At 58.0% G+C, this 15,874-nt stretch carries 17 protein-coding genes and 1 pseudogene; 9 read left to right on the top strand and 9 right to left on the bottom strand.

Features of this window, described 5'->3' with window-relative positions; all coding sequences use genetic code 11:
- Positions 1-7: 7 nt before the first annotated feature.
- The 3 genes and pseudogenes from GO007_RS20740 to GO007_RS20730 all read left to right on the top strand — a co-directional run.
- Complete coding sequence (locus tag GO007_RS20740) at positions 8-865, top strand: DmsC/YnfH family molybdoenzyme membrane anchor subunit (RefSeq protein WP_095103256.1); 858 nt, start codon at positions 8-10, stop codon at positions 863-865.
- Between the two features lie 25 nt (positions 866-890).
- Positions 891-1,499 carry a Tat proofreading chaperone DmsD gene (gene dmsD / locus GO007_RS20735; RefSeq protein ID WP_095103254.1) on the top strand — a complete coding sequence of 203 codons (609 nt, stop codon included), beginning with the start codon at positions 891-893 and terminating at the stop codon, positions 1,497-1,499.
- A gap of 86 nt (positions 1,500-1,585) precedes the next feature.
- Positions 1,586-1,891: pseudogene (locus tag GO007_RS20730) on the top strand (chloride channel protein); the annotation flags it as partial.
- On the opposite strand, the gene bioD reads toward GO007_RS20730, so the two are convergent.
- From bioD to GO007_RS20715, 3 genes are all read right to left on the bottom strand, one after another.
- Positions 1,853-2,548, bottom strand: a complete 696-nt coding sequence (gene bioD / locus GO007_RS20725; protein WP_095103253.1) for a dethiobiotin synthase — start codon at positions 2,546-2,548, stop codon at positions 1,853-1,855. The pseudogene GO007_RS20730 and the gene bioD overlap by 39 nt on opposite strands.
- Before the next feature lie 250 nt (positions 2,549-2,798).
- Positions 2,799-4,019, bottom strand: a complete 1,221-nt coding sequence (gene mlc, locus GO007_RS20720) for a sugar metabolism global transcriptional regulator Mlc (RefSeq protein ID WP_095103577.1) — start codon at positions 4,017-4,019, stop codon at positions 2,799-2,801.
- 124 nt (positions 4,020-4,143) lie between these two features.
- Positions 4,144-5,046, bottom strand: coding sequence for a LysR family transcriptional regulator (locus GO007_RS20715; protein ID WP_095103252.1), 903 nt, complete (start codon positions 5,044-5,046; stop codon positions 4,144-4,146).
- 118 nt (positions 5,047-5,164) lie between these two features.
- Between GO007_RS20715 and GO007_RS20710 the strand changes: the two genes are divergently transcribed.
- Positions 5,165-6,415, top strand: coding sequence for an MFS transporter (locus GO007_RS20710; RefSeq protein ID WP_095103251.1), 1,251 nt, complete (start codon positions 5,165-5,167; stop codon positions 6,413-6,415).
- A 33-nt stretch (positions 6,416-6,448) separates the two neighbouring features.
- Here the strand turns inward: GO007_RS20710 and GO007_RS29220 are convergent, their stop codons facing one another.
- Complete coding sequence (locus GO007_RS29220; protein WP_223261803.1) at positions 6,449-6,541, bottom strand: KPN_01571 family protein; 93 nt, start codon at positions 6,539-6,541, stop codon at positions 6,449-6,451.
- A gap of 286 nt (positions 6,542-6,827) precedes the next feature.
- Here GO007_RS29220 and GO007_RS20705 point away from each other — a divergent pair, with 286 nt between their 5' ends.
- From GO007_RS20705 to ydgU, 3 genes are all read left to right on the top strand, one after another.
- On the top strand, positions 6,828-8,315 hold the full coding sequence (locus tag GO007_RS20705) for a carboxypeptidase M32 (protein WP_095103249.1): 1,488 nt from the start codon (positions 6,828-6,830) through the stop codon (positions 8,313-8,315).
- 160 nt (positions 8,316-8,475) lie between these two features.
- A complete protein-coding gene (gene asr, locus GO007_RS20700) occupies positions 8,476-8,901 on the top strand; it encodes an acid resistance repetitive basic protein Asr (RefSeq protein ID WP_095103027.1) in 426 nt (141 codons plus the stop codon).
- A 69-nt stretch (positions 8,902-8,970) separates the two neighbouring features.
- A complete protein-coding gene (gene ydgU / locus GO007_RS29740) occupies positions 8,971-9,054 on the top strand; it encodes a small membrane protein YdgU (protein WP_095103248.1) in 84 nt (27 codons plus the stop codon).
- Positions 9,055-9,065: 11 nt separating this feature from the next.
- Here ydgU and GO007_RS20690 read toward each other — a convergent pair whose 3' ends face one another.
- Together GO007_RS20690 and GO007_RS20685 are read right to left on the bottom strand one after the other, a co-directional pair.
- A complete protein-coding gene (locus tag GO007_RS20690; RefSeq protein WP_095103247.1) occupies positions 9,066-9,320 on the bottom strand; it encodes a hypothetical protein in 255 nt (84 codons plus the stop codon).
- Positions 9,321-9,356: 36 nt separating this feature from the next.
- On the bottom strand, positions 9,357-9,971 hold the full coding sequence (locus GO007_RS20685) for a LysE family translocator (RefSeq protein WP_095103245.1): 615 nt from the start codon (positions 9,969-9,971) through the stop codon (positions 9,357-9,359).
- Between the two features lie 116 nt (positions 9,972-10,087).
- Here GO007_RS20685 and GO007_RS20680 point away from each other — a divergent pair, with 116 nt between their 5' ends.
- Both GO007_RS20680 and GO007_RS20675 read left to right on the top strand, forming a co-directional pair.
- Positions 10,088-11,005: a LysR substrate-binding domain-containing protein gene (locus tag GO007_RS20680; RefSeq protein WP_095103244.1), complete on the top strand. Its 918-nt coding sequence runs from the start codon at positions 10,088-10,090 to the stop codon at positions 11,003-11,005.
- Positions 11,006-11,664: 659 nt separating this feature from the next.
- Positions 11,665-12,477, top strand: a complete 813-nt coding sequence (locus tag GO007_RS20675; RefSeq protein WP_095103243.1) for a trypsin-like serine peptidase — start codon at positions 11,665-11,667, stop codon at positions 12,475-12,477.
- 3 nt (positions 12,478-12,480) lie between these two features.
- Here GO007_RS20675 and GO007_RS20670 read toward each other — a convergent pair whose 3' ends face one another.
- The 3 genes from GO007_RS20670 to mdtJ form a co-directional block, all read right to left on the bottom strand.
- Positions 12,481-14,637: a putative bifunctional diguanylate cyclase/phosphodiesterase gene (locus GO007_RS20670; protein WP_095103241.1), complete on the bottom strand. Its 2,157-nt coding sequence runs from the start codon at positions 14,635-14,637 to the stop codon at positions 12,481-12,483.
- A gap of 105 nt (positions 14,638-14,742) precedes the next feature.
- Positions 14,743-15,072 (bottom strand): multidrug/spermidine efflux SMR transporter subunit MdtI, encoded by a 330-nt coding sequence (gene mdtI, locus GO007_RS20665; RefSeq protein ID WP_095103239.1) that lies wholly within the window; start codon positions 15,070-15,072, stop codon positions 14,743-14,745.
- Positions 15,059-15,421 (bottom strand): multidrug/spermidine efflux SMR transporter subunit MdtJ, encoded by a 363-nt coding sequence (mdtJ, locus tag GO007_RS20660; protein ID WP_095103237.1) that lies wholly within the window; start codon positions 15,419-15,421, stop codon positions 15,059-15,061. The genes mdtI and mdtJ overlap by 14 nt, the downstream gene beginning before the upstream one ends.
- Positions 15,422-15,874 lie beyond the last annotated feature (453 nt).

The raw sequence follows: 15,874 nt of genomic DNA, 5'->3' as shown, positions 1-15,874 counted from the left end.
GACGAGTATGGGAAACGGATGGCATGAATGGCCGCTGGTGCTGTTTACGGTGCTGGGGCAATGCGCCGCGGGGGCGCTTATTGTGAGCAGTCTGGGCTGGCTGTCGCTGAAAAATAACTCCGAGGCCCGGCAGCGCCTGGTGCGCAGCATGTTTTATATCTGGCTGCTGATGGGGGTCGGGTTTCTCGCCTCCACGCTGCACCTCGGCTCACCGCTGCGGGCGCTCAATTCGCTCAATCGCCTCGGCGAGTCGGCGCTGAGTAACGAAATCGCAAGCGGGATGCTCTTCTTTGCCGTCGGCGGCCTGTGGTGGCTGCTGGCAATAACGCAAAAAATGCCCGTCGCGTTGAGCACGATATGGCTGGCCGCGAGCATGCTGCTGGGGGGCATTTTTGTCTTTGCGATGACCCGGGTTTACCAGATTGATACCGTCCCGACATGGTATAATGGCTATACCACCTGCGCCTTTTTTCTGACCATGCTGCTCTGCGGCCCGCTGTTTGCCGCGCTGCTGCTGCGCGCCGCCAACGTGGAGTTTGACGGCCGCGTCTTCGCCTCGCTGAGCGTTCTGGCGCTGCTGGCCAGCATCGCCATCGTCGTGCTGCAAGGTTTTGGCCTCGGCGATATTCAGAGCCCGGTGCAGCGCGCCGACGCCTTGGTTCCCGGGTACGGGAGCTGGCAAATCTGGCGCATCGCGCTGCTGGCTCTTGGCCTGGGCTGCTGGCTGTGCCCGCTGATCCGACGTACCCGCCCGCGTATCGGCGGGTTATCCCTCGGGCTGCTGCTGGTACTGGCCGGAGAGCTGATTGGCCGCGGGCTGTTTTATGGCCTGCATATGACCGTCGGCACGGCGGTTGCCGGTTAATTTTTCGCGCGTAAGGAACATGAGCATGATGCAACCCCCATTCCGCGACGCAGTCGCGCTGAGCGCCCGCACTCTGGGCTCGCTATTTTCATTTGCCCCGCAGAGCGAGCAGGCCGCCCCGCTGGTCAACGCCCTGCGCGACGGAAGCTGGCAGAGCCAGTGGCCCTATACGGTGCCCGCTACGCTGGTTGCCCGGTTCGCTGAAGAAAACGACGAGCCGCTAGCCGAGGCGTGGCAGCGCCTGTTTATCGGCCCCTGGGCCCTGCCGGCGCCGCCGTGGGGTTCCGTCTGGCTGGATAAAGAAAACGTCCTGTTTGGCGACTCGACGCTGGAGCTCAGGGAGTGGATGCGGCTGAACGGCATCGCCCGCGCCGCGCAGAATAACGAGCCGGAAGATAGTTTCGGCACCCTTCTGCTGCTGGCCGCCTGGCTATGTGAGTCCGGGCAGGACGAGGCCTTTTCGCAGCTGCTGGCCCGGCATCTGCTGCCCTGGTCGGGCCGCTTCCTGGAGGTTTTCGTCAGCGAAGCCGGACATCCTTTCTACCAGGCCCTGGGTCAGCTAAGCCAGGCAACGCTGGCGGAATGGCAAAACGCGCTGACTCTTGCCGTCGCCGATAAACCGCTGTATCGCTAGCCTTATGACCATGCCGACGACCTCGGCATGGTCAACCCATGAGTGACAACGTCACATAAAAACTTTCCATCTCCCCCGGTGGTGGCGGCTCGGAAGCGCCTGGCGGCGTGTTTACGCCGACGCTGTTCGTCGGGCTGGCAATGGGATGCTGTTCGCCAGCTTCAGCGGCCTGTGGCGGCATAGCTCTGCAGCGGCAATTATGCTGGGTCTGGCTGGAATGGCGACGTTTCTGGCGGCAACAAGGCATGCCCCCGATTATGTCGACCCTGATGATTTGTGAAATGACCGGGCAATATGCGCTCCTGCCCGGTTTGTTGAAGGCCAGCGTGCTGGCATCGGTGCTTTCCCGGACGCTACGCCAGGACTCGATCTACCGCCATCACCTCGCCTAGCCGCGCCAGGTCAATATACTGGCTCAGCTCGCGCTGCTCGGGGCGCGGCAGATAGGGCAGTTCGCCAATCAGCGGCCCCGGCAGCTTTTTGCTTAATACGTCGATGATTTCAGCGTAGTGCGCCAGCCCCGGATTAATGCGGTTGGCGACCCAGCCGATAAGCGGCAGGCCGTCATTGGCGATGGCCTGGGCGGTCAGCAGAGCGTGGTTGATGCAGCCTTCCTGAATGCCCACCACCATCAGTACCGGTAGCTGCTCCTGCACCACCCATTCGGAAAGCGGACGCAGATCGTTCATCAGGCTGCGCCAGCCGCCGGTCCCTTCAACGACCACGTGGTCAACCTGACCGCTCAGGCGCTGCAGGCCGTCAGTCAGCAGCCCGTAGTTGATCGGGCCACTGTGCGCCACGCTACTTTCATCTTCGCTTAACGCTATGGGATTGACAGCATCATAGGGTAACGCCAGCGTCGACACGCTTTGTAAAATCAGCGCGTCTTTGTTACGCAATCCGTCCGGCGTCTCTTTGCTGCCCTTCGCCACAGGTTTATACCCGGCTACGCTTTTGCCATCAGCGGCCAGAGCCTGCAGCAGCGCACGCGAAACCACCGTCTTCCCGACGGCAGTGTCAGTACCTGTTATAAAGAAACGCTTAAACATCACTAACCCCACAGTTATATTGATGAAATATATATCCGTCAGCCCTCAGGCGGCATTGCGGTTAGCGTCCTCGCTCCCCCTGGACGCTTACCGGAGTAAGGGTCGGGATTCCCTGCGTGGCGGCCTTCCTGCTGCGTGATTTTTGCGGATATATACAGAAAATGGATACTAAACTGTGGGAAAAGTCTACGCGAAGCCGATGAATGCCAGCTTGAGATAGCGCAATTTTTAGTGTGACTATGAAAAAATGTTAACCCTGTAACAGTCGTATCAGCAGCGATCCGTTATAGAGGGCATCTTTGACCAGCGCGGCACCGGCCATGGTTCCGCGGTTGGAGAACTGGGTGCTTTCGACGGTAATATGTCGGCTATAGGCTGGCAGCGACTGTTGACGAATACAGTCAGAAATAGCCGGAAACAGAATATCCGCCGCGAGGCTAAACGGGGAGCCGATAAGAATTTTTTGCGGATTGAAGAGGTTAACCATGATCGCCAGAATCCGTCCTACGTGCTGACCAACGCCGCTGATAATATCCCGGGCCAGCAAATCCCCCTGCAGCGCGGCCTGACAGAGCCACTCAACGCTCAGCGGCTGCTGGTGCAGCATTGAGCTCATCGATTTGGTCATCCGCACCTGGGTGAGTTCCAGCACGCTCTCCACGCTGGCAATGGTTTCCAGACAGCCGTGGTTGCCGCAGTAGCAGCGTTTGCCATAAGGGTCGACCTGAGTATGACCTATTTCCACCAGGCTGCTGCTCCCGGCATGCAGCAGGCGACCGTCGGTAATCACCCCGGCGCCGACGTTGTGGTCGATAACCACCTGAATCACGTCCCTCGCCCCTCTGGAGGCGCCAAACAGCGATTCCGCCATAGTCCAGGCGCTGATATCGTGCTGAATATAAACCGAAACCCCGGTATGGTTGGCCAGCACTTCGCCGAGCGGCAGATCCTTCACGTCATCATAAAACGGCATCCGATGAATGATGCCATTTTCGGTATCGATAATTCCCGGCATGGTGACGGCAATCGCGGTCAGGCGTTCCAGTTTCTTTTGATGGCGGATAAAAAAACGATCGATATGCTCAACGACCCGCGTCAGAAAAGGCTGCTCATGCTGCAGCGCCAGCTCGAGCTGCTCTTCGACCACCAGCTTGCTGCTTAAGTCCCGCAGCGCGAGGTGAATCTCTCCCCGGCTGATGCGCACGGAAAGATAGTGCCAGGCCTCGGTTTCAACCATCAGGCCCACCGCCGGGCGCCCGCGGCTGCCCGGGTCCTGGATTTCCGTTTCCTGCACCAGATGCGCTTCCAGCATCTCGCGGACAATTTTGGTAATACTGGCGGGGGCCAGCTGAGCAAAACGGGAGAGATCGATGCGCGATACCGGGCCAAGCTGATCAATCAGGCGATACACTGCTCCTGCATTGGTCTGCTTTATTTGATCGATATGGCCAGGCTGACTATCCGCTACCACCATTGACTCCCTTTATTTTCGCGCTTCGAAATAAACTTTCAGCTATGGTGAAGCACTTCGACGGTGCACGTCAAATTTTTGCTTAGCCTTGTGATTTACTGCACAATTTTGAGCTGATTTTGTCCTAATTATGCCTTACGGCGGCGTGAAGAAGCTGTTCCCGGAAGCGCTGTGCCGCCTGCCCCTGCTCGCGATGCTTTGACCAGACCAGCCACATTTCGGACACAGCATCCTGCTCGACGATCGGCAGCCAGCGCATTTCATTGAGCTGAACCCGCTTAAATGAGGCTGGCAGAATGGATACGCCAAGCCCGGACGACACCAGACCAATAATCGTCATCGCCTCGCCCACTTCCTGAGCTATCGTCGGCGTTAAGCCATAGCGGCGCATCAGCCCCAGAATATCGTCGTACAGCCCGGTGCCCACGTGCGGGTCGAAGAAGACAAACGGCTGACGCGCCAGCTCCGCCAGGCTGACGGCATCCTGGCGCGCCAGGGGATGATCGCTGGGCACCATTGCCAGCAGCGGTTCGCGCAGAATGCACTGCCACACCAGCGTTTCCGGCAGCTGGGTGTTGCGCATCAGCCCCAGGTCGAGCGCCCCTTCGTTAAGCGGCACAATCTGTTCCCGGGTATTGGTTTCCCGGGTCTGGATGTGCACGTCCGGATAGCGGCGGCGAAAGGTCGACAGGGTATCGGAGACGGCCTTAATAAACGGCGCCGAGGAGGTAAAGCCGATATGCAGCTCGCCGGTTTCGCCGTGGTGCAGACGCCCCGCCCGCGCGGCGGCATCCTCAACCTGGGTGAGGATCTGGCGGCTATCGGCAAGAAACTGTTTTCCCGCCGCCGTCAGGCTTACGCTGCGGTTGGTACGGGCAAAAAGCCGGGCGCCGATCTGCTGCTCAAGGATCTGAATCTGCTGGCTGAGCGGCGGCTGAGAGATATTCAGCCGCGCCGCCGCATGACCAAAGTGGAGCTCTTCGGCAACGGCAATAAAGTAGCGCAGGTGGCGCAGCTCGACATTCATATTTAAAACGTCTTATTTGAGATTATTAATATATTAGACAGAATATTTACATTTTCATACCCTAAAAATGTGATCTGTGAGGTCACATAACCCCCGAGTTTCTCAGCAAGGATTTTCCGTGAGTCGCACAACTACCGTTGACACCGCGCCGGCAAGCGAGGTCATCGACAATGTCGTATCCCAGCCAAATCAGTTCATCAAACGCGGTACCCCTCAGTTTATGCGCGTCACCCTGGCGCTCTTCTCTGCCGGTCTCGCAACCTTTGCCCTGCTCTATTGCGTTCAACCGATCCTTCCCGTGCTGTCGAGCGAGTTCGGCATCACCCCGGCCAGCAGCAGCGTATCGCTATCGATCTCCACCGCCATGCTCGCCGTCGGGCTGCTGTTTACCGGTCCTGTCTCCGACGCCATCGGGCGTAAAAAGGTGATGGTCACCGCGCTGGTACTGGCTTCCTGCTGCGCCCTGCTGTCAACGGTAATGACCACCTGGCACGGGATCCTTATCATGCGCGCGCTGATCGGCCTGTCGCTCAGCGGCGTAGCGGCCGTCGGCATGACCTACCTGAGCGAGGAGATCCACCCCAGCGTGGTGGCCTTCTCGATGGGGCTGTACATCAGCGGCAACTCTATTGGCGGGATGAGCGGACGTTTGCTCACCGGGGTGTTTACCGATTTCTTCGGCTGGCGCGTGGCGCTGGCGGCGATCGGCTGTTTTGCCCTCGCGTCAGCCATTATGTTCTGGCGAATTTTGCCGGAGTCGCGCCATTTCCGCCCGACCTCGCTGCGGCCAAAATCCTTGCTGATTAACTTCCGCCTGCACTGGCGCGATCGCGGTCTGCCGCTGCTCTTTCTCGAAGGGTTCCTGCTGATGGGGTCTTTCGTGACGCTGTTTAACTACATCGGCTATCGTCTGATGATGTCGCCGTGGTCGCTGAATCAGGCGGTGGTCGGCCTGCTCTCGGTCGCCTATTTGACCGGAACATGGAGCTCGCCGAAGGCCGGGGCAATGACCGCCCGCTACGGGCGCGGCCCGGTGATGCTGCTCTCCATCTCGGTAATGCTTGGCGGCCTGCTGCTGACGCTTTTCGCCTCGCTGTGGCTGATATTCAGCGGCATGCTGCTCTTTTCGGCCGGTTTTTTTGCCGCGCACTCGGTCGCCAGCAGCTGGATTGGCCCACGCGCCCGACGCGCCCGCGGGCAGGCATCGTCGCTGTATCTGTTTAGCTATTATCTGGGGTCAAGTATTGCCGGGACCTTAGGCGGAGTGTTCTGGCATAACTACGGCTGGAATGGCGTTGGCGGCTTTATCGCCCTGATGTTAACGGCAGCACTCATTACCGGCGCTTGTTTGCACAACCGTCTCAAATAGCAAGTCATCACGTGGCCTTCACGGCCACGCTGCTCACCACATTCCTAGCACCGATGACGCCCCCAGCAGCTCCCTGACGGCATCGATTGAAAGTAGTGCGATAAACAGCAAGGTGAACGGATTCATATTTACCCCGCAGCAGCGGCCCTGGCTCTTGATGAGTTTAGCCGCTGGCTCAGAAAGAATCTGCTATCCTGGCCACATCACGATGACATTATGATGACTGACCGCCGCGGCGATGCGGGTCGTAGGCGGACGCCCCGGTGGTTTCAGTTGCCGCAGCGGCAGGCCGTCGCCGCGCTTATCCCGGGAGGCAATTCACGCGCATCACTCGACCCGTGCGGAGGATCAGGATAGTGTAGGAGTCAACAGGCTATACCTTTCGTTCACTTGCAACAGGTCCGAATTTACTATGGCAGAAAATAAAAACTATCAGCAGCTTACCCGTACTTTCCAACGTCTGTCGCGCTTTTCGCATCTTGGCGCCATCGCCGGATGGGATATGTTCGCCATGATGCCGCCGGGCGGCAGCGCGGCGCGCGGCGAGGCGCTGGCGGAGCTGGGCGTGCTGCAGCACCAAATCCTGACCGATAAGAGCGTGGCTCAGGCGCTCCAGGACGCCCGTCAGGAAGATCTTAACGATGTTGAGCAGGCCAACCTGCGCGAAATGACCCGCCAGCACGCCCAGGCGGCCCTGCTGCCGGAGAGCCTTGTTGAGGCTAAATCTCTGGCCGGCAGCCGCTGCGAACACGCCTGGCGCAGCCAGCGACCGGCCAATGACTGGGAGGGCTTCGCCGAAAACCTGCGCGAAGTCGTCAGGCTCAGCCGCCAGGAGGCAGCCCTGCGCGCCGAAGCTAAGGGCTGTTCGCCGTACGACGCCCTGCTGGATATTTTCGAGCCCGATATGACCAGCGCCCGGCTGGACGTGCTGTTTGCCGACCTCAAATCCTGGCTGCCGTCGCTGCTGGCTAACGTCGTTGAAAAACAGGCGCAGCATCCGCTAATCGAGCCGCAGGGCCCGTTCCCCATCGCCGACCAGCGCGAGCTGGGGCTGGAAGCGATGCGCGTACTGGGCTTTGACTTCAACGCCGGGCGTCTGGATATCAGCGCCCATCCATTCTGCGGCGGCGTGCCGCAGGACGTGCGCATCACCACCCGCTACAACGAAAGCGATCTGCTGAGCGCGCTGTTTGGCGTTATCCACGAAACGGGTCACGCCCGCTATGAGCAGAATTTACCGCGCAAATGGCTCGACCAGCCGGTCGCCCTCGCCCGCTCAACGGCGATCCACGAATCACAAAGCCTGTTTTTCGAAATGCAGCTGGGCCGCAGCGACGCGTTTTTAAACCGTCTGCTGCCTGCCATTCGCCAGCGTTTCGGCGAGCAGCCGGCGTTCGGCAGCGACAATTTCATCGCCTGGAATCAGCGCGTCAAGCCTGGGTTTATTCGCGTGGATGCCGATGAGGTCAGCTATCCGGCGCACGTTATTCTGCGCTATGAGATTGAGCGGGCGCTGATTGACGGCGACATCGAGGTTGAGGATATTCCGGCGCTTTGGGATGAAAAAATGCAAAGCTGGCTGGGCCTGTCCACCACCGGTAACTATCGCAACGGCTGTATGCAGGATATTCACTGGACCGACGGCGGCTTTGGCTACTTCCCTTCCTACACGCTGGGGGCGATGTACGCGGCGCAGCTGATGGCGGCCGCCAGACGCGCTTTACCGCAGCTGGAGAGACAGATTGCCAGCGGTGATTTCTCCAGCCTGTTCGGCTGGCTGCAGCAGAATATCTGGCAGCACGGCAGCCGTTTCACGACCTCCCAGCTGATCCACAACGCCACCGGGGAAGACCTGAACAGCGACTACTTCCGCCAGCATCTGACCTCCCGCTATCTGTAAGCCTCCGCGCCGGGCGGCGTCCCGGCGCGTTATCCCCACCGTACATTCGGTTACACGCCGATACCAAACACTCACGGAAAGCTCGAAAAGAGAAGCATATAGTTCTTTCACCGGCCCCGCAGTGGGGTTGAATGAAAAAAACCTTTTCGAGGATATCAGAATGAAAAAAGTATTAGCTCTGGTCGTTGCCGCTGCTATGGGTCTGTCTTCTGCTGCTTTCGCCGCTGACGCGGTAAGCACCACTCAGGCTCCGGCTGCTGCAACTCACAGCACCGTTGCCAGGACCACTCATCACAAAAAACATCACAAAGCCGCCGCTAAACCGGCCGCAGAGCAGAAAGCTCAGGCTGTGAAAAAACACAAAAAAGCTGAAGCTAAACCGGCTGCCGCTCAGAAAGCCCAGGCCGCTAAGAAACACCACAAAGCTGCAGCTAAACCAGCCGCTGCTCAGAAAGCCCAGGCCGCAAAGAAACACCACAAAGCCGCTGCTAAACCGGTAGCGCAGAAAGCTCAGGCTGCTAAAAAACACCACAAAACTACCAAGCACCACGCTGCGGCTAAACCAGCTGCACAGCCGGCTGCATAATTACCCCGGTTAGTCTGGTATCGTAATAAATCGGCGCTGCTTCAGCGCCGTTTTTTTCTGGAGGATACTATGCTGCGGCGCTACCGTTTCGAGCTTATTCTGATCCTGCTGATTATCTGTGCGCTGGTTGCGACGCGCTTTTTCCTCTACTAACGCGGCACCGCTTAATCATCCCCTTCGATCGGATAACCCGCCAGGCGGATCGCATTTCGACAATCGCTGACCCCTGCCGCATAGCCCGCTTCAATTTCACATACCGGACTCGCACAACAGACGGGCAGCCTGACCGGCGTTGCCAGCTGCCGTTCGAGATGCGTAATTCTCTCCCTGGCAGCCAGGAGCCCGGCGGCGAATACCGCAGGCGCAATATCGTCTCTTTCACCGTTCGCAGCTGCGCGAAGCGCGTCGTTCTCTATCATCGTTTTTTCTCCTCTCTTTCGAGCATAGCCGCTTTCTTATACCCGGCTACCGATTAGCTGCCAGAGATTGTAACCAAAACCGTAAAGGGCCAGGGCCAGCAAAAAAGCGGCTGAAATCGTCGTCAAACGCCGGGTATGCGCCAGCGTCAGCCAGCGATGAATGGCGAGAATATAAAGTGAGAGTACGCTGAGGTCGATAACGACCCAGAGCGCGGTGAGTATCCCAAGGCTTACGCCGGTATCAGCGGTGATATGAATAAACTGCGGAAAAAACGCGACAAAAAACAGGATATCTTTTGGATTAGCCAGCGCGGTGATAAATCCCACCGCCAGCCCACCACTGCGGCGGGCCGCCGGGTGAGCGGCTGAGGTTGCGCGCAGCATCCCTATCGCCAGAAAGGCAATGTACAGCGATCCGCCGATAGCCACCAGCGCCAGCGCCTGCGGGTCGAGGTGCAGCGCGCCGGTCAGCATTGCCGCCGCTACGGCAATCAGCAGCAGCGAGGCCAGATTTCCGCCGACCATCGTACGTACCGCGCGGGCGTAGCCCTCCCGCGCTGCCGTACCGGTCACCAGCAGCACCACCGGACCCGGAGTCGCAATCAGGGCCACAACCGTCAGACAATATCCCGCCACCAGCACGTAGTTCATGACAATAACTCACTCAATTATTCAGATTGATGCATTCTGTCCTTTGATTTCCTGGTTGAAAAACGAGAAATGGTGAGTTTGAATGTGAGTATTACTCACCATAGAGATCCATAACGATGTCAACGCCTCCGCTGTATGCTCTGCGCGCGTTTGAGACCGCCGCGCGGCTGGGTTCATTTAGCCAGGCCGCCGCCGCGCTGCACGTTACCCCCGGCGCCGTCAGCCGGCATATCAGCACCCTGGAAGCCTGGTTCGAATGCCGACTTTTTATTCGCCAGGGGCCAAAAGTGATCATCACCGATGCCGGGCGGCAGCTGGCAAACGCGCTGGAGGAGAGCTTTTCGGCTATCGACAGAGCCTGTCATACGCTGCGCCGACAGGCGGGAAAACTGCGGCTGAAGGCCCCGTCCACGCTAACCATGCGCTGGCTGCTGGACGTACTGCGGCAATTTCGCCAGCAGCATCAGCGCCCTGAAATCGAGCTCAGCAGCGTGTGGATGGACAAGGATAGCGTGGATTTTGCTCTGGAACCGTACGACTGCGCCATCCTCCTCGGCGACGGGAATTTTGGCGCGGATAAGCGCCAGACGCTGCTGTTCGCGGAGTGGCTGATCCCGGTCTGTTCGCCGGCAATGGCCTCAGCGGCGCGTGAAGACTTAGCCTCCTGCCCGCTGATTCATCCGACCACCGATCGCCGGGACTGGCGGCGCTGGCTGCAGCATAGCGGGCAGCAGCCGGCGGTAGATCTTGCCCAGGGGCTGGTTTTCGATAGCCTTGAACAGGGCAATATGGCGGCCATGAGCGGCCACGGCGTTTCGGTGGGGGATCTGCTGCTTAGCCAACAGGCGCTGCAGGCGGGATTGCTGACGCTACCGTTCAGGCAGGCCGTCGCGACCGGTGAGGGATACTATCTGGTGTGGTCCGCAAATACGCTCAGCCCGCAGCCCATCGCCCTGCTGCAGGCGTTTTTACTCGCTCACCTCGCGGCACCTTTCCCCGACGGGGTCCTTCGTCGGGGAAAGGTGCCGCGATAACGTGCCGCGATTGGGGCGGTGGTTTACAAAACGCTAACCGCCTGCGCCACCAGATACCCCGCAGCCCCCCAGATAAAGACGGAGACAACGGAAACATAAACCAACGCACGAATACCTTTTTTTGACATATGTCCTCCCGAGACAGGAACCAGAAATCACCGATATCATCGCGGGGACAACATCTCTGCTTGCTCAACGGCAGCTATCAATAACAGCATTTTGAGTGAGAAAATGTTTCGTTTTGCAAGTAAGCACAAATGGTGTAAAAATGGGCGGGTTTTTGTGAAGTTGTTTGTTTTCTATGACATTAGTTGACTAATTATCATGAACAAACGCTGGCAAAACGCATCATGCCCTTGCGTACACGGCGTCCTCTTTTTGGTACTTTCTGTAACCCGATATCTGTTGCTTCCGGAGCCGGTTTCTGCGGAAATGACAGCAGCAAGAAATGCGCGCTAACTGGTTGAGTTATCGACCTTCTTTGCGTGAAAAAAGGGACTTTTACTGAATGCTGACGGCCTGCTGGTTTAATTAAAATTACTGTTAACTTTCATAAACTTAAATCTCCTGCTACTTTCAATATAGCCAAAATCATCCCCGCCGCGCTCACTAAGGTGTCCTGCAGGATGGTGAGTATAATTATCTCCTCAGAGAGTGATATGCGTAGAGACGTACTGTTATTACTGTGTTCATTTTGCCTGTTTCCTCTGTTTGCGCACGCTGACGATGACGGCATGAGCGCGAAAGATATCAAGACCCTGTTTTTTGGTCATGATGACCGCAAGCCGGTAAGCAACCCCGCCGAAGCCCCTTGGGACGCCATCGGCCAGCTGGAAACGGCCAGCGGCAATTTGTGCACCGCCACCCTGATCTCCCCCAACCTGGCGCTAACCGCCGGGCACTGCCTGCTGACGCCGCCGAAGGGTAAACCGGATAAGGTCGTTGCGCTGCGCTTTATCTCGCGCAAAAACGGCTGGGTTTACGAAATTCACGGCGTCGAGGGTCGCGTAGACCCGTCGTTAGGCAAGCGCCTGAAGGCCGACGGCGACGGCTGGATCGTCCCCTCCGCCGCAGCGCCCTCGGACTTTGGTTTAGTGGTGCTGCGCTACGCGCCTTCGGGAATCGACCCGATCCCCGTGTTTCCCGGCAGTAAGGCCGACCTGACCGCCGCGCTAAAGGTCGCCGAGCGCAAGGTGACCCAGTCCGGCTACCCGGAAGATCACCTCGATAATCTGTACAACCATCAGGACTGCATCGTTACCGGCTGGGCGCAGACCTCGGTTCTGTCACACCAGTGCGATACCTTACCCGGCGATAGCGGTTCGCCGCTGCTGTTAAAAACCGATAGCGGCTGGCAGGTGATTGCCGTCCAAAGCTCGGCTCCGGGGCCGAAAGATCGCTGGCGCGCGGATAATCGGGCCATTTCGGTGACCGGTTTTCGTGACAAGCTGGAGACGCTTGCCAGCGAGTAACCGTTAGCCCTGCTGCTGGCGCAGCAGAAGCAAAGAGGCAATCGGCATGGGCTCGCTGAAATAGTAGCCCTGCAGCTTGTCGCATCCCGCACGACGCAGTAGCGCCAGCTGCTGCTGATTCTCCACCCCTTCCGCCACCACCGTCATTCCCAGCGCGCCGGCAATGCGCACGGTACCGCGCACCAGCTCCGCCGCCTGCGGATCGGTATCTACCAGCCCGGCCAACGATTTATCAATCTTCAGACTGTCAAAACTGAAGCTGCGCAGATAGCCGATACTTGAGTAACCGATGCCGAAATCATCCAGCACAACGGCCGTACCCAGCGCCTTCAGGTTTTCAATGGCCGCGCGGGCGCGATCGGGGTTCTCCATCACGTAGCTTTCGGTCACTTCAATCTGCAGGCGGCGGGCCGGGAAATGGCAGCGGGCGAGCACCTGCACCACCCGCGACTCGAACTCCGGGTCGCGAAACTGCGCCGGCGAGATATTCACCGACAGCATCAGATCCCCCATCGGCTGCAGGTCGCAGCAGGCGCGATGGAGCACAAACTGACCGAGCGCGTAAATCAGGCCGCTGCTCTCGGCGATGCTGATAAACGCGTCCGGCGGCAGCGCGCCCTGGGGCCGCCGCGGCCAGCGTATCAGCGCCTCCACGCCTTCGATGGTCAGCGTCCCGGCGTTGACTATCGGCTGATACCAGACGTCAAACTCATCATTTTCCAGCCCCTGACGGATGCCGTTTTCCAGATTCAGCTGATATTGCCTGGCGTCGCTCAGCGCCTCGTCGTACCAGGTCGTGCGCCCCTTTCCGGTCTTCTTCGAATGATACATGGCGATATCGGCGCGGCGAAAAAGCTCGGTGCTGGAGCAGGCCGCCGGCGTTCCGCTGGCGATCCCCAGGCTGGCGCTGATATAGATTTTGCGATCGTTCAGGTCAATCGGTGATTTCAGCATTTCCAGCACCGCCCATGCGAACGCCGACGCCTGACTTACCGCCTGCTCGCCGCCGACGGTCATGGCAAACTCATCGCCGCCCATCCGCGCCAGCATTCCCCCGACGGGCACCCTCTCCTGCAGCTCGCGGGCTATATGGGTAATCAGCGCATCGCCGACGTCATGCCCATAGTTGTCATTAACATCTTTAAAGCCATCGAGGTCGATAAACACCACGCTCTGCATCTGGTGCTGCGAACGCTCGCACAGCGCGTTGAGCCGCTCAATCAGCGCCCGCCGGTTGGGCAGCTGGCTCAGCCAGTCGGTCATGGCGATTTTACGCGCCAGCTTCTCGCCGCGCGCCAGCTTATACAGCCCAAGGCAGCTAAAGAGGATGAACAGCAGGATCAGGCTGGCAGCCACCAGCGCGATCAGGCGAATGCTGCCGGAGGCCGCCTGAGCCGCTTCCACCCCCGGCAGCCGCGGCTGCCAGCTTAGATAGCTAATAGTCTCACCGGCGTTGGTGCGCAGCGCCACGCTATAGTCGTCGCGGGTTTCGCTGGTATGCAGATGACGAATTTGAAACGTATCCCCGAGCTTTTGCAGCATATCGGGGTTAATGTGCCGGGTAATGACCAGATAGCGCCGCGTATCGTCGTACACCTGCAGGCGGCCCATAGTCGGGCGAATCAGGCCAATACCAATAAAAGCAATGCCCTCCCGGGTACGGGTGATCCCGGCGTAGGCGCTTTTTCCGCTACGCAGCGCTTCGGCGTGCTGAGCGATCATTGTCTGCAGGCCGCTGCCGAAAAAGCGGATATCCGTTTCATTAAAGGACTGACTACGAAACGATCCCCACAGCACCCGGTAGTGCTGATCGAGGACAAAGGTACCGTCGTAGAGGTTATTTATTTTGAACCCCGAACCCCAGGAATCAAACAGCCATTTGCTATCCAGCGTTGGCGCGTAGGTCTGCTTCACGGCGTCGTCCCAGATGGAGTTATCCAGCACCAGCGACATCACGCGGTTCACCGAGGTCTGCACCGCGCCGTTAACCGACAGTACCGAGCGATGGCGATCGATCTCATTCGCCTTGATGCCAATCAGGTGCTGCGACAGATAAAGCAGAGAAATAACGGAAGCGATCAGGCCCATCCCGGCCAGGAGAATAATGACCGAAAGCGTTTTGGCCGAAGGAAGATGACGCCAACCAGGCAAATTAACCATTATCTATCCTCATCGCGGCTGGGGAAAAACGCACCGAATATACTCTTTTTTAAAGAGTAATACAGAGAACAGATTTTGCCGCCCGCGGACGCAGGCGGCGTTAGATCAGGCCAGTTTTATTAACACCATTCCGATGATCAACAGCATCACGCCGATCCAGCCTTTACTATTCAAACGCTGGCCGAACAGTACCCAACCGGCGGTTATGGTTGCCGCGATGCCGAAGCCGCCCCAGAGGGCGTAGGCCACCGACAGCTCAATCCCCTTCACCGCCTGCGATAGCGCGCTGAACGCGCCCAGCACGGCGAGCAGTGACATCACGCCGTAGATCTTGCGACGAAAACCATCGGAAAACTTTAAAAAGACGTTAGCGACAATTTCCAGCACGATGGCCAGCGCCAGCCAGGCCGCATGAACCCACTCAAACTGCTGCATGGGTCCTCTCTTCAGGCTGCTTTACCGCCTTCTGGGTCCCGGACTTGATTAAGACAATCCCGACCACCAGCGTCGCCAGACCCGCCATTTTGACCACCGAGAGCGTCTCATCAAACAGCAGCACGCTGAACAGAGTGATCAGCAAAATACCGATACCTTCCCACAGAGCGTAGGCCACCCCAAGGGCAATCTTTTTAACCGCGAAGGCCAGAAAAATATATGAAAGCGCAATCATTGCCAGCATCAAAATAAAACCTGTATGGCCGCCGCTGACGCTCGCCCATTTCATCGAAAGGGTCCCGGTAATTTCTGCAATGATGGCCAGGGCTAATAAAACCCAATAAAACATGATCCCTTCTCCTGCTTGAGAATATAATCCATGACGGCCTACAGCAAAGGTAAACCGAAAAAATTCTGACGTAGATTTAGCCGTGCGCATGCTGCGCCAGCTCAGGCAGAGAGAGAGGGTCTAAAGCGCCGAGCGCCAGTGCTGTTCGCCAACAAAGCGGGAGTTTGTGCGGGAAAATGCAGGGTGATTAGAAATATACATACTGAACTGATTGTCCATAAAATTACAATTATCCGCGGTATTGCTTCTCGTCATTGCGGATGAAAATTGTCCTCGGTAGTTATACACAGTTAATTTGTAGCATAATGCTACATTATACTCAAAGCCTTTGCATTTCTTTACTTCGACTATTTGATTTGGATTAGCTTTTTCTGATGCCGATCGCCATTATGATTACGCGTCATTATTTTAATTGGGTCGCGTGATGATTTTATCGCCACCGACAGAAGCATG

It is taken from the genome of Klebsiella sp. 10-1 (genome assembly GCF_009758445.1).
Classification (GTDB): Bacteria; Pseudomonadota; Gammaproteobacteria; order Enterobacterales; family Enterobacteriaceae; genus Klebsiella; species Klebsiella scottii.
This window is presented reverse-complemented; position numbering and strand designations above follow the sequence as displayed.